At 71.5% G+C, this 13,566-nt stretch carries 13 protein-coding genes; 7 read left to right on the top strand and 6 right to left on the bottom strand.

The genetic code is table 11. The features are described 5' to 3' along the window. Positions 1-8: 8 nt before the first annotated feature. Both J7W19_RS18435 and J7W19_RS18430 read right to left on the bottom strand, forming a co-directional pair. Positions 9-1,265 carry a PP2C family protein-serine/threonine phosphatase gene (locus J7W19_RS18435; protein ID WP_004949210.1) on the bottom strand — a complete coding sequence of 419 codons (1,257 nt, stop codon included), beginning with the start codon at positions 1,263-1,265 and terminating at the stop codon, positions 9-11. Positions 1,266-1,765: 500 nt separating this feature from the next. Continuing rightward, on the bottom strand, positions 1,766-2,869 hold the full coding sequence (locus J7W19_RS18430; RefSeq protein WP_004949212.1) for a C40 family peptidase: 1,104 nt from the start codon (positions 2,867-2,869) through the stop codon (positions 1,766-1,768). A 426-nt stretch (positions 2,870-3,295) separates the two neighbouring features. Here J7W19_RS18430 and pstS point away from each other — a divergent pair, with 426 nt between their 5' ends. From pstS to pstB, 4 genes are all read left to right on the top strand, one after another. Next, positions 3,296-4,426: a phosphate ABC transporter substrate-binding protein PstS gene (gene pstS, locus J7W19_RS18425; RefSeq protein ID WP_004949214.1), complete on the top strand. Its 1,131-nt coding sequence runs from the start codon at positions 3,296-3,298 to the stop codon at positions 4,424-4,426. 113 nt (positions 4,427-4,539) lie between these two features. Continuing rightward, positions 4,540-5,565: a phosphate ABC transporter permease subunit PstC gene (gene pstC / locus J7W19_RS18420; RefSeq protein ID WP_004949216.1), complete on the top strand. Its 1,026-nt coding sequence runs from the start codon at positions 4,540-4,542 to the stop codon at positions 5,563-5,565. 11 nt (positions 5,566-5,576) lie between these two features. Then, the gene (gene pstA / locus J7W19_RS18415) at positions 5,577-6,644 is read left to right on the top strand and encodes a phosphate ABC transporter permease PstA (protein ID WP_040891110.1); all 1,068 of its coding nucleotides are present in this window, start codon (positions 5,577-5,579) and stop codon (positions 6,642-6,644) included. 52 nt (positions 6,645-6,696) lie between these two features. After that, positions 6,697-7,476 (top strand): phosphate ABC transporter ATP-binding protein PstB, encoded by a 780-nt coding sequence (pstB, locus tag J7W19_RS18410; protein WP_004949219.1) that lies wholly within the window; start codon positions 6,697-6,699, stop codon positions 7,474-7,476. A 326-nt stretch (positions 7,477-7,802) separates the two neighbouring features. Here pstB and J7W19_RS18405 read toward each other — a convergent pair whose 3' ends face one another. Beyond that, on the bottom strand, positions 7,803-8,801 hold the full coding sequence (locus J7W19_RS18405) for an inorganic phosphate transporter (RefSeq protein WP_004953608.1): 999 nt from the start codon (positions 8,799-8,801) through the stop codon (positions 7,803-7,805). Between the two features lie 6 nt (positions 8,802-8,807). Further along, on the bottom strand, positions 8,808-9,428 hold the full coding sequence (locus tag J7W19_RS18400) for a DUF47 domain-containing protein (RefSeq protein WP_004953610.1): 621 nt from the start codon (positions 9,426-9,428) through the stop codon (positions 8,808-8,810). 288 nt (positions 9,429-9,716) lie between these two features. Between J7W19_RS18400 and J7W19_RS18395 the strand changes: the two genes are divergently transcribed. Continuing rightward, complete coding sequence (locus J7W19_RS18395; protein WP_004953615.1) at positions 9,717-10,145, top strand: metal-sensitive transcriptional regulator; 429 nt, start codon at positions 9,717-9,719, stop codon at positions 10,143-10,145. Positions 10,146-10,247: 102 nt separating this feature from the next. Here J7W19_RS18395 and J7W19_RS18390 read toward each other — a convergent pair whose 3' ends face one another. Both J7W19_RS18390 and J7W19_RS18385 read right to left on the bottom strand, forming a co-directional pair. Beyond that, positions 10,248-10,442 carry a hypothetical protein gene (locus J7W19_RS18390; RefSeq protein WP_004953618.1) on the bottom strand — a complete coding sequence of 65 codons (195 nt, stop codon included), beginning with the start codon at positions 10,440-10,442 and terminating at the stop codon, positions 10,248-10,250. 172 nt (positions 10,443-10,614) lie between these two features. Further along, complete coding sequence (locus J7W19_RS18385) at positions 10,615-11,562, bottom strand: hypothetical protein (protein ID WP_004953621.1); 948 nt, start codon at positions 11,560-11,562, stop codon at positions 10,615-10,617. Positions 11,563-11,683: 121 nt separating this feature from the next. On the opposite strand from J7W19_RS18385, the gene J7W19_RS18380 reads away from it, so the two are divergent. Beyond that, positions 11,684-11,884, top strand: a complete 201-nt coding sequence (locus J7W19_RS18380) for a hypothetical protein (protein WP_040892338.1) — start codon at positions 11,684-11,686, stop codon at positions 11,882-11,884. A gap of 102 nt (positions 11,885-11,986) precedes the next feature. Beyond that, positions 11,987-13,546 (top strand): FAD-binding oxidoreductase, encoded by a 1,560-nt coding sequence (locus J7W19_RS18375; RefSeq protein WP_004953624.1) that lies wholly within the window; start codon positions 11,987-11,989, stop codon positions 13,544-13,546. The last annotated feature ends 20 nt before the right edge of the window (positions 13,547-13,566 follow it).

Genomic DNA, 13,566 nt, shown 5'->3' with positions numbered 1-13,566 from the left:
CGGAGCCCTCAGCCGCCGAGGCGGTCCAGCAGCAACACCGCCAGGTCGTCCGTCAGTTCCTCGCCGTTCAGGGCCCGCACCTCGGTGACCGCCGCGTCCAGCAGCTCCTCGCCCGACAGCCCCTCCTTCATCTGCCGGGCGATCATCTCGATCATCCCCTCCTGCCCGAGCCGCCGCGCCCCGCCCTCCGGGCCGCCCACCCGGCCCTCTATCAGGCCGTCGGTGTACATCAGCAGGCTCCAGGCGTCGCCGAGCGCCACCTCCAGCCGCGGCCAGCGCGCGGACGGCAGCAGGCCGAGGGCCGGACCGCCGTCGTCCTGCGGCAGCAGGCAGGGCGGCTCGCCGGGGCGGGCCAGCAGCGGGGCCGGGTGTCCGGCCAGGTGGAGGGCGGCCGAGCGGCCGTCGGGCGCGATGTCCAGCGTGCAGAGGGTCGCGAAGATCTCCTCGTCGGCGCGCTCGTGCTCCAGGACCTCCTGGAGGACGCCGAGCAGCTCGGCGCCGTGCAGCCCGGCCAGCGTCAACGCCCGCCAGGCTATCCGGAGTTCGGCGCCCAGCGCCGCCTCGTCGGGGCCGTGCCCGCAGACGTCGCCGATCATCGCGTGGACGGTGCCGTCGGGCGTCCGGACGGTGTCGTAGAAGTCACCGCCGAGCAGGGCGCGGCTGCGCCCCGGCCGATAGCGGGCGGCGAACCGCAGGTCGGATCCGGCGAGCAGCGGGTGGGGCAGCAGGCCGCGCTCCAGCCGGGCGTTCTCCTGGGCGCGCAGCCGGGACTCGGTGAGCTGGTGCTGGGCCAGGTCGGCGCGCTTGCGCTCGACGGCGTAGCGGATGGCGCGGCTGAGCACCCGGCCGTCCAGTTCGTCGCGGAAGAGGTAGTCCTGCGCGCCGACCCGTACCGCCTCGGCGGCCCGCTCGGCGTCGTTCTCCGAGGTCAGGGCGAGGACGGCGTGCCGTGGGGCGAGCCGCAGCACCCGGCGCAGGGTCTCCAGCTCGTCGCGGGGCGCGTCGGGGTCGCCGCCGGCCGGGTCCCCGGCGGGCAGGGCGAGGTCGAGGAGGATGCACTGGACGTCGTGGGTGAGCAGCCGCTCCGCCTCGGTGAGGTTGCGGGCGGTGCGGATGCGGACCGGTTTGCCGGCCACCACGGTCATGTCGGCCAGCTCGGGCATGGAGAGCGACCCCGCCGGGTCGTCCTCGATCACGAGCAGGGTCAGCCCGCCGTCGGACGGTCCGGTGGCGGGCACCACCGGGCCGGGTGCGGATACGGGCATCACGTCGGTTTCCTTCCTCCCCCGGCGATCGCCGGGAGGCGCCCCACCCCCGAGGGCGACGCCGCAGCAGGTCGGCGGCGCCCGACGCGACAGTAGCGGCAGGCCGCGGGCGAACGGAATGGTACGGAGCCACCCGCCTCCGTCATATGCCGTCGCCAACACCGCTTTTGGGGCGGGCCGGGAGGAAAACGTCATGAGAAACGTCACGTCGCACACGTACGTACGAGAACGGGCCACACGGTCGCCCGAAGTCCGTGCGAAGCCCGCTCTGGAGCGCGAAACGGGCGCCGGGTGACGTGGGTTACGTGGCCCGCCTCACGTGCTGCCGCTCGTGTGACGGGAGTTACGTGACGGCCATTACGTGATCGCCGTTACGTGACGGGAGTTACGTGACGACCGCTACGTGATTGCCGATACGTGACGGGCGTTACGTGACGACCGCTACATGCCCCCCGTTAGGTGACGGGCGTTACGTGACCGCCGTTACGCACCCCCCGACCTCACGCCCCCGGCCGCACCACTCCGAGGATCGGCATCGACCCCGCCCCCGCCATCGTCACCTGCCGGCCGGGCCGCGGCGCGTGCACCATCATCCCGTCGCCGACGTACATCGCGACGTGGCTGGCGTCCGAGAAGTAGATGATGAGGTCGCCGGGGCGCATGTCCCGGACGTCGACCTTGGGGAGCTGCCGCCACTGCTCCTGCGAGGTGCGCGGTATCCCGAGGCCGGCCGTCGCCCAGGCGCGGGAGGTGAGGCCGGAGCAGTCGTAGGTGTCCGGGCCCACGGCGCCCCAGACGTAGTCCTTGCCTATCTGCGCGGTGGCGAACGCGACCGCGCGGCGGCCGATCTCGGTGGCCGACCCGGCGTCCTTGAGGGAGACGCCCTTGAGGGCGTCGGAGGCGAGCCACGTCCGCTGCGCCTGGCGGGCCTTCTCCTCCTCGATCTGCCGCAGCCGCTCGCGCTCCTTCTCCTCCAGGCGCGATTCCAGCTTCTTCGCGGCGTCGAGGCGGGCCTCGATCTCCTTCTTCGCCTCGTCCTTCTTCTTCCGCTCGTCCTTGAGCCGCTTCCACCGCTCGTCGGCGGCCTTGACGTACTTCTCCAGCTCGGCCTTGGCCGACTCCGTCTCGGTCAGCAGCCGGCGGGTGGCGTCCTGGCCCCGGCGGGTGGTGTCGAGCGCGTCGAGGAACTCCTCGGGCGAGCGGGCCAGGAACAGCCGCGTGGACGGCGCCAGCCCGCCGGTGCGGTACTGGGTGCGGGCCAGCTCGCCGACCCGGTCCTTGAGCTCGCGCACCCGCTCCTGGGCGGCGGAGACCTGCTTGGTGAGGTCGCCGACGTTCTTCTCCTGGAGCCGGCTCTGCTCGTCCGCCGCGTTGTACGCGTCCGTGGCCGACTCGGCCTTGCGGTAGAGGGCCTCCACCTCCTGGTGGACCTCTTCCAGGCTCTTCGTGGGCGGCGCCGGGTCGGCCCAGGCGGCCTGCGGGAGCGCGGCGCCGGCGGTCACGGCGGCGCAGACGACGGCCGTCGCGACGACCACTCTGCGGAACACCGGCGTCCGGTGCTCGGGTCTGCCGGTCCGCGCGCCTCCCGCGACGTCCCTGCCCACGCCACCAACGGCTCCGCCGTTCCGCCCCACCGGATACCTCCGCGACTCGAACGCCACGTCCTCACATGCCGCAACGCGCGGAACGGATCGTGTCACGGGGGCGGCCCAACCGACAGAGATCTGCGTCACAGTTGTCCGGAATCCCGCGCTGGCGCGATTCATTCGGTGCCGCCGCCCCGAATCCCGCGGTCCCGTGGCCCCGCCCGCTGCCACCGCCCTGACGGCCGAGGTTCACCCCTCGTTCACCTCGCTCCTTCGACGGCTTCACCTGATCTGCTTAATTTCGGCCGTAGAACAGGGGCTGGGCGGTCGCCACCCGTGTGCGGCCACTCCGCACCCACGACCGGACACCGCAGAATCCCGACACCGCACCACATACCTCTCGCACGCCGCCCCAGCGGCGGCTCCCGGAAGGAACACCCGAAAGTGAAGCTTCAGCGCAAGAACCGGCTCCGGGCCGTCGCCTTCGGCGCCATCGCCGTCTCCGGCGCCCTGGTCCTCACGGCGTGCGGCTCGGACGACAACAGCGACAGCGGCCAGGGGGGCAACGGCACCGCCAAGACCGCGTCGAACGTCAAGTGCGAGGGCAAGGGCCAGCTCCTGGCCTCCGGCTCGTCCGCGCAGAAGAACGCGATGGACCTGTGGGTCAAGAACTTCATGTCCGCCTGCAAGGACATCCAGATCAACTACAAGGCCACCGGATCCGGCGCCGGCATCCAGGAGTTCCTCCAGGGCAAGACCGCCTTCGCGGGCTCCGACTCGCCGCTGAAGCCGGAGGAGGTCGCCAAGTCCAAGGACGTCGTCAAGGGCGGTCAGGGCATCAACCTGCCCATGGTGGGCGGCCCCATCGCCGTCGGCTACAACCTGCCGGGCGTGGACAACCTGGTCCTCGACGCCGACACCCTCGCCAAGATCTTCGACGGCAAGATCGAGAAGTGGAACGACGAGGCGATCGCCAAGCTCAACAAGGACGCCAAGCTCCCGGACATCAAGATCCAGGCGTTCCACCGCTCGGACGAGTCGGGCACCACCGACAACTTCACCAAGTACCTCAAGGCCGCGGCCGGCAACTCGTGGCCGTACGCGCCCGCCAAGGCGTGGGCCCCCAAGGGCGGCCAGGCGGCGGACGGTTCGGCCGGTGTCTCCTCGCAGGTCAAGCAGGTGCAGGGCGCCATCTCGTACTTCGAGCTGTCCTACGCCACCGCCAGCAGCATCAAGACGGTGAAGCTCAACACCGGCGCCTCCGCCCCGGTCGAGGCCACGCCGGACAACGCGTCCAAGGCCATCGCCGAGGCCAAGATCACCGGCACCGGCAAGGACCTGGCGCTCAAGCTCAACTACACCACCAAGGCCGAGGGCGCCTACCCGCTCACCCTGGTGACCTACGAGATCATCGGCGACAAGGGCAACAAGGCCGAGACGCTGCCGGCCGCCAAGTCCTTCCTCACCTACATCGCCAGTGAGGACGGCCAGTCCGTGCTGAAGCAGCTCGGCTACGCGCCGCTGCCCGCCGAGATCGCCAAGAAGGTCCGCGAGAACGTCGCGAGCCTCTCCTGAACCCCCGTGCGACCGCTCCCCCGCGGGCGTTCGCACGATCCGGTGCACCGCCGCGCCACGGGCCGGACGCACAGCGCGTCCGGCCCCGCAGACCGGAGAATTCCGTGAAGGACATGGACATAACCAACCCGGCACCGGCCGACCGGCCACCCGGCCCGGCCTCCCCCGACCCCTCGGCGGCCGAGCCCGCCCCCGCGCAGGGGACCAGGACGAAGAAGTCGAAGAGCACGGTCCGCCCCGGCGACCGGATCTTCCTCGGGCTCTCCCGCGGCTCCGGCGTCCTCCTCCTGGTGATCATGGCCGCCATCGCGGTCTTCCTCACCGTCCGCGCCGCCCACGCGCTCTCCGTCGACGAGGGCAACTTCCTCACCACGTTCGACTGGAAGGCCAACGCCGACCCGCCGGTCTTCGGCATCGCGGTCCTCGCCTTCGGCACCGTGGTCAGCTCGCTGATCGCGATGGTCCTCGCCGTCCCCGTGGCCGTCGGCATCGCGCTGTTCATCTCGCACTACGCGCCGCGCAAGCTGGCCGCGCCGCTGTCGTACGTCATCGACCTGCTGGCCGCCGTGCCGTCGATCGTGTACGGCCTGTGGGGCGCCCTGTTCCTCGTGCCGCACCTCGGCGGGCTCTACGGCTGGCTGGACGAGTACTTCGGCTGGACCGGCGTCCTCGCGTACCACGACGGCGCCGCGCGCTCGCTGTTCACCATCGGCATCCTGCTGGCGATCATGATCCTGCCGATCGTCACCAGCGTCAGCCGTGAGGTCTTCCTCCAAGCGCCGAAGATGCACGAGGAGGCCGCCCTGGCCCTCGGCGCCACCCGCTGGGAGGTCATCAGGACCGCGGTCCTGCCCTTCGGCCGCTCCGGCGTCATCAGCGCCTCGATGCTCGGCCTCGGCCGCGCCCTCGGCGAGACGATGGCCGTCGCGACCGTCCTCTCCCCCAGCTTCCTGATCTCCACGAGCCTCCTCGACCCGGGCGGCGGCACCTTCGCCCAGAACATCGCGAGCAGCTTCAAGGAGTCCGGCGAGACCGGCAAGGACGCGCTCATCGCCTCCGGCCTCGTCCTGTTCCTCCTCACCCTGCTGGTCAACGGCGCGGCCCGGATGATCATCGCCCGCCGCAAGGAGTTCTCGTGAGCGACGTGACCATGAACCGTCCCGCGACCGCCGACGACGCGTCCGAGCCGACCCCCGGCCTGCACCGGCCCCGGCTGCCGCGCTGGGCCCCCGCCGCCCTGGCCGCCCTCGCCCTCGCCATCGGCTGCGGCATCGGCCTCGGCGCCGGGATGGACAGCAAGGTGCAGTGGGGCCTGATCGCCGCCGTGCTCTACGTCGCCCTGACCTACGGCTTCACCGCCCGGGTAGAGGGCCGCCGGCAGGCCAAGGACCGGCTCGCCACCAGCCTGGTCTGGATGTGCTTCCTGATCGCCGTCGTCCCGCTGGTCTCGCTGATCTGGGAGACCATCGCCCGCGGCTCCAAGGTCCTCGACGGCGGCTTCCTCTCGCACTCCATGGCCGGCGTGCTCACCATCCAGCCCGGCGGCGGCGTCTACCACGCGATCATCGGCACCCTGGAGCAGGTCGGCATCGCCACCGCCATCGCCGCGCCGGTGGGCCTGCTGACCGCCGTCTACCTGGTGGAGTACGGCCGCGGCCGGCTCGCGCGGGCCGTGACGTTCTTCGTGGACGTGATGACCGGCGTCCCGTCGATCGTCGCCGGCCTGTTCATCCTCAGCTTCTGGATCATCATGATGGACAACGGGTACTCCGGCTTCGCCGGCTCGATGGCCCTGGCGATCCTGATGATGCCCGTGGTGGTGCGCTCCACCGAGGAGATGCTCAAGCTCGTCCCCAACGAGCTCCGCGAGGCGTCCCTCGCCCTGGGCGTGCCCAAGTGGCGGACGATCCTCAAGGTCGTCCTCCCGACGGCCATCGGCGGCATCGCCACCGGCGTCATGCTCGCCGTCGCCCGCGTCGCCGGCGAGTCCGCGCCCATCGTGTTGCTGGTCTTCGGCTCCCAGGCGATCAACAACAACCCGTTCGAGGGGGCGCAGTCCTCGCTGCCGTACTACATCTACGAGCAGTGGGCGGCCGGGAACGACGCCAGCTACGACCGCGCCTGGGGAGCGGCCCTCGTCCTGATCGCCTTCGTCATGATCCTCAACCTGGTGGCCCGGGGCATCGCCCGCTGGAAGGCCCCCAAGGCCGGTCGCTGACCGTCTTCCTCCCGCCCCACCGCACCGCCATACCGAAAGCAGAAGTGATCCCATGGCCAAGCGCATCGACGTCAGCGGCCTCTCCGCCTACTACGGCGCCCACAAGGCCATCGACGACATCTCCATGACCGTCGAACCCCGCTCGGTGACCGCCTTCATCGGCCCCTCCGGCTGCGGCAAGTCCACCTTCCTGCGCACCCTCAACCGAATGCACGAGGTGACCCCGGGCGGACGCGTAGAGGGCAAGGTGATGCTCGACGACGAGAACCTCTACGGCTCCGGCGTCGACCCCGTCTCCGTCCGCCGCACGGTCGGCATGGTCTTCCAGCGCCCCAACCCGTTCCCGACCATGTCCATCTACGAGAACGTCGCCGCCGGCATCCGCCTCAACGGCGGCCGGGTCCGCAAGTCCGAACTGGACGCGATCGTCGAGAAGTCCCTCCAGGGCGCCAACCTCTGGAAGGAGGTCAAGGACCGCCTCGGCAAGCCCGGCGCCGGCCTCTCCGGCGGCCAGCAGCAGCGCCTCTGCATCGCCCGCGCCATCGCCGTCGAACCCCAGGTCCTGCTGATGGACGAACCCTGCTCGGCCCTCGACCCGATCTCCACCCTCGCCATCGAGGACCTCATCGGCGAGCTGAAGGAACGGTTCACGATCGTCATCGTGACCCACAACATGCAGCAGGCGGCGCGCGTCTCCGACCGCACGGCCTTCTTCAACCTGGCGGGCGTGGGCCAGCCCGGCAAGCTCGTCGAGATCGACGACACGGAGCGGATCTTCTCCAACCCGTCGGTGCAGGCGACGGAGGACTACATCTCGGGGCGCTTCGGGTAGGCCCTGCGGGCGGCTGGTGCCCCGGTCCCGCCCTTTCACCGTTTCTCGCGGGGGCAAGCCCCCGCACCCCCGAAACCGCGCTCCGCGCGCTCGTCCTCAATCGCCGGACGGGCTGACTGTTCAGCCCGTCCGGCGATTGAGGACGAGCGGCGAAGCCGCGAAAAGGGGGGTCTGGGGGCGCAGCCCCCAGGGAAACGGCGAAAGGGCGGGCCCGGGGCAACCCCACCGACTCGCCCCGCGGCGCTGCATGGCGGTGCCGCCGCGGAGCGAAAAGGGCCCGCCCCCTGGGTGGCAGGGGGCGGGCCCGATCCGTTCGACAGCGGAGATCACCCGAAGGCGAGCTGCACGATCCAATAGCTCAGCGCGGCGACGATCGCCGCGGCCGGCATGGTGATGAACCAGCCCATCACGATGTTCTTCGCGACACCCCACCGCACGGCCCGCGGCCCCTTAGTGGACCCGACACCCATGATCGCGGAAGTGATCACATGCGTCGTGGAGATCGGCGCGTGGAACATGAACGAGGCCGTGTACATCACGGAAGCGGCCGTCGTCTCGGCGGCGAACCCCTGCGGCGGGTCCAGCTCGATGATCCGCCGCCCCAGCGTCCGCATGATGCGCCAGCCACCCGCGTACGTCCCCAGCGACAGCGTGATCGCGCAGACCAGCTTGACCCAGAGCGGAATCGCGGCGTCCTTGTCCTGGACGTCACCGATGACGAGGGCCATCACCACGATGCCCATCGTCTTCTGGGCATCCTGCAGACCGTGCCCCAGGGCCATGCCCGCCGCGGAGACGGTCTGGGCGATCCGGAAGCCCCGCTTCGCCTTGTGCGGGTTGGCCTTCCGGAACATCCACATGATCACGACCATCACCAGATAGCCGATGACCAGGCCGACGAACGGCGAGAGGAACATCGGGATGACGACCTTCTCGACGACGCCCGACCAGATGACGGTCGTCCCGCCCGCGAGCGCCGCGCCCACCATGCCGCCGAACAGCGCGTGACTGGACGACGACGGCAGACCGAAGTACCAGGTCACCAGGTTCCAGACGACCGCGCCGACCAGTGCGGCGAAGAGGATGCCCATCCCCTTGTCGCCGACCGGCGTCTCGATCAGGCCCTTGCTGACGGTCTTGGCGACACCGCTGCCCAGGAAGGCACCGGCGAGGTTCATGACCGCCGCCATCGCCAGGGCCGCGCGCGGGGTCAGCGCCCGCGTGGAGACCGAGGTGGCGATGGCGTTCGCGGAGTCGTGAAAGCCGTTGGTATAGGTGAATCCGAGCGCGACCGCGATGGTCACGACAAGTGCGAACGTATCCACCGGAGGTCAGGACTCCTTGACCGCGATGGTCTCGACCGTGTTCGCGACGTGCTCGAACGCGTCCGCCGCCTCTTCCAGTACGTCCACCACCTGCTTCAGCTTGAGCACCTCGATGGCGTCGTACTTGCCGTTGAAGAGGTGGGCGAGCAGCTTGCGGTGGATCTGGTCGGCCTGGTTCTCCAGGCGGTTGACCTCGATCCAGTACTCGGTGAGGTTGGTCATCGTGCGCAGGTTCGGCATGGCCTCGGCGGTGAGCTCGGCGGCTCGCGCGAGGACCTCGATCTGCTGCTCGACGCCCTTCGGCAGTTCCTCGATCTGGTAGAGGACGACCAGGTCGACCGCCTCTTCCATGAAGTCCATGATGTCGTCGAGCGAGGACGCGAGGGAGTAGATGTCCTCGCGGTCGAACGGCGTGATGAACGAGGAGTTCAGCTGGTGGAAGATCGCGTGGGTCGCGTCGTCCCCGGCGTGCTCCGCTGCCCGCATCCGCTCGGCGATCTCGGCCCGGGCGGACGGCTCCGCACCGAGCAGTTCCATCAGGAGCTTGGAGCCCGTGACGATGTTGTCCGCGGACGCGGCGAACATGTCGTAGAAGCTCGTCTCCCTGGGGGTCAGACGAAAGCGCACGTGGGATCCTCGGGGTGCAGCGGATTCGGTCTCGTTGATGCTAGGCGCATCATCCGGCCACAGCTAACTGGCATTCCCTCAGTGTCGCCCATCGGGCAGAGTGCACACCAAGCCGGTACCACCCTCTCCACGGCCGTGCGCCGGGGATTTCGGTAACATATACCCGGTAGGGGTATGCACATGGGGTATAAGCCGGACAGCCACACGGGACGCACCGCGGCACCGCCCCCGAACGGACGGTGACGTGCCGCCCGACGGCGCGGAACGCGCGGGACAACGGAGGACGCCATGACCACCACGGGAACGACAGCGGCCGGCACCGGCGAACCGGCCGCGGCGTCCTGCCACGGCGGACCCGCTCCCGCCGCGGAGACCACCGGAGCCGCCGGGGCCACCGGAAGCGACAATGCTCACAGCGCCGGGACGCACCACGGCCCCCACGGCTACAGCCACCAGAAGGACCAGCACCTCAAGCGACTGCGCAGGATCGAGGGCCAGATCCGCGGCCTCCAGCGCATGGTCGAGGAGGACGTCTACTGCATCGACATACTCACCCAGGTCTCCGCGGGCACCAAGGCGCTGCAGTCCTTCGCCCTCCAGCTGCTCCAGGAGCACCTGCGGCACTGCGTCGCCGACGCGGCGGTCAAGGGCGGCGACGAGATCGACACCAAGGTCGCCGAGGCGACGGCGGCCATCGCGCGGCTACTGCGGTCCTGAGCCCCGCCCGGGCGGGGTGGCTCGCGGCCGGAGCCGGGGGCGTACGAGCCGCCACCCCGGAACGCCATCGCTCCGAAGCGCCGCCCCGAAGCGCCCCCCGTCTCAGCCGTCCGCGTCCCCCGGCGGCGCCGACCGCCGGGACCGGGGCCGTACGACTCTGAGCACCTCGTCGATCCGGTCCGGACTCAGCCGATCCTCGGCCGCGCCCGTGGCGGCGATCATCAACTCGCCGTAGAGGTCGATCTCGATGAGGGCCACGGGATCCGGACCGGGTGCCGAACCGCGCCGCGAAACCACGTGATTCACCTCCTCGGGCCTTGCGTGTCTGGTACGGGAGTAACTCACTGGCCTCCGGCCGGCCGAACCGGCCGGGCGTCTTACGAGGGTCCGGTTTCCAGATTAGTGATCGGTACACACGCCGCGCATGGCACAGAAGGACCATTTCCATGGCCAACCGGCTCCGGCTCCGCTATTTGCGGGGTGAGGCGACCGTCCCCGCATAAATATCGGCGGGCGCCGGGAGACGGATGTCGGATGCGAATCCGTACGAGGTGAGTTCGACGGTGGAGACCACCGTCATCGGCCCGCCGGCGCCGGGAGACGACGGCCCGGACGAGGGCCGGGCGGCCCGCTCCGCCTCCTCCGCCACGCTGAACCGGTACCGCAGGACGCGCGCCCGGCCCGCGTCGTCGAGGAAGGCGTCGAAGGCCACGGTCCCCGAGGAGAACCCTTTCGCCGCCGCGGCCAGCGCCGCCCGGTCGCGGGCCGGCGCCCGGCGCGCCGCCTCCGCCAGGTCGACCTTCCCCCAGTAGTGCCGCACGGGGGCGCCGTCCACGCCCTCGTCGCGCGTGTACGCGACCTCCCGCGCGCCACCGAGCAGTTCGCCCGCCGCGAGCGGATCCGTGGCCCCGCTGGTGAGGAGGTCGCCGTCGGCGAGGGCACCCGTGTCGAGGCGGACCCACTTGTCGGCCGGGACGCCCGCGCCCCGGTTCCGCATGTACAGCGCGCCCGGCGTGAACACCTCGGTGATCGGCCGGTGCTCGGCGTCCCCCCGGGCGTCCTCGGGCACCAGCACCGTCAACCTCCCGGCCGGCCGCGCGAAGTCGTAGACGCCGACGCCCCGGATCGTCAGCCGCGTCCCGCCGCTCTCCGTCTCCATGACGGTACGGACCCGGGCGCCGCCCGCCGCGGCCAGCGCCTCCGGTACCCCGCGCAGCGCCTCGACCGCCCCTCCCGGCCGGGCCTCGTCGGCCGTCCGCACCGCCCGCCCGACGCCGCCGTGCCCGACGCCGAGGGCGTCCCGCGACCCGTCGCCCGGCTCCAGTTCGGCGCAGCCCGTCACCAGCAGACCGAGGGCGAGGCCGCCCGCCACCGCCGTGGCCACCGCGGCCCCGCGTCCGTGCCCCTGCACCGCCATGACCGTCAGCTCCCTGCCGCGCGCTGGTGGAACCTGTTCTCTTCCAACGACCGCGTCCCGGCCGCCGTCACGGTCGCGGAAGGCGGCGGACGGGGGCCGGCCCGACCGGTAGCGTGGTGGTGTGTCCGAGACGCACCCAGCACAGCGCTCCGCGCGGCCCTCCATACCGTCCCCCGCCGCCCCAGAACACCACGTCAGCACCAGCGAACGCGGCGCCTTCTGCTCGGCCCGCTGCACCTGCGGCTGGCTCGGCCCGGCCCGCCGGGCCCGTTCCCAGGCCCGCACCGACGCCGACGGCCACCTGGCACAGACCGGCCACTGACCCCCTCGCCCCCGCCCGGGAACCGTTCCCCCGCCCTGATCATCTGTTCCTTACGTCGGAACGGGGATCAGGGCACACGGGAACAACGGGGGCGAACGCACCATGGACAGGCGCACACTGCTGACGGCGGCGACGGGACTGACGGCGGCGGCCTGGGCCGCGCCCGCCCTCGCGGGCGGCACCGCGACCGCGGCCCCGACGGCCACCGCGGCCCGCACCACCGCCCGCTCCGCCAAGGTGCGGGCGGCCGACTGGACGGCCCTCGGCAAGGGCCTCAAGGGCGGCATCATCCGCCCGGACGACGCCGACTACGTCACCGCCCGGCAGCTGTACAACACCCGCTACGACGGGCAGCGCCCGGCCGGCGTCGCCTACGTCGCGGGCACCCAGGACATAGCCGCCTGCCTCTCCTTCGCCCGCCGCTTCTCCATACCGGTGTCCATACGCAACGGCGGCCACAGCTACGCGGGTTGGTCGGGCGGCGACGGGCGGCTCGTGCTCGACGTCTCGCGGCTGAGGACCATCCGCACCCCCACCTCGTCCTCCGCCGCCATCGGCGCCGGCGCCAAGCTCATCGACGTCTACACCGGCCTGGCGGCGAGCGGCGTCACCATCCCCGCGGGCTCCTGCCCCACGGTCGGCGTCTCCGGCCTCACCCTCGGCGGCGGCCACGGCGTCCTCTCCCGGGCGTACGGCCTGACCTGCGACAGCCTCACCGGCGCCACCCTCGTCACCGCCGACGGCAAGACCGTCGAGTGCGACGCCAAGCGCAACCCCGACCTCTTCTGGGCCCTGCGCGGCGCCGGCAACGGCAACTTCGGCGTCGTCACCGAACTCCGCTTCCGCACCCGCCGGGTGGGCGACGGCGTCACCGGCTACGTCTCCTGGCCCTGGGCCAAGGCCGCCGACGTCCTCCGCGCCTGGCAGGAGTGGGGGCCGACCCAGCCCGACGAGATCTGGTCCGCCTGCGACCTGTCCGTCACCCCCGGCCGCACCCCGCGCATCGCCGTCGCCGCCTTCTCCCTCGGTACCAAGAGCGGCCTCGCCAACGCGCTGGACAAGCTGGCCGCCAAGGTCGGCGGCGGCAAGGCGAGCATCTCGGTGCGCAGCCGCTCGTACCTGGACGCCATGCGCCGCTACGCGGGCGTCGCCGACCTCACTCTCGCCCAGTCCCACCTGCCCGGCCGCACCCCGGGCCGCGACAAGGCCGGCAAGCTCGGCCGCGAGACGTACGCCGCGCGCTCCGACTTCTACGACCGCTCGCTGAACGCGGCCGGCATCCGCACCCTCCTCGACCAGACCGAGCGGTTCGGCCGCAAGGGCGGGGGCGGCGGCGGATCGATCCAGCTCACGGCGCTCGGCGGCGCGGTCAACCGCGTCAAGCCGCTGGACACGGCGTTCGTGCACCGCCGCTCGCGGTTCCTGGCCCAGTACCTCACCTCGTGGGGCGCCTCGGCGTCCGGCGGCCCGCAGGTCGCCTGGCTGGACGGCGTCCACACGGCGATGCGCCGGTACGCGTCCGGCGCCGCCTACCAGAACTACGCGGACGCGGGCCTGAAGGACTGGCGCCGGGCCTACTACGGGGACGCGGCGGACCGCCTGACGAAGCTGAAGCGGCAGTACGACCCGCAGCGCGTGTTCGACTTCCCGCAGGCGCTGTGAGACGGGCGCGGCCCCGGACC

Origin of the sequence: Streptomyces mobaraensis NBRC 13819 = DSM 40847 (assembly GCF_017916255.1) — a bacterium.
Taxonomy (GTDB): domain Bacteria; phylum Actinomycetota; class Actinomycetes; order Streptomycetales; family Streptomycetaceae; genus Streptomyces; species Streptomyces mobaraensis.
This window is presented reverse-complemented; position numbering and strand designations above follow the sequence as displayed.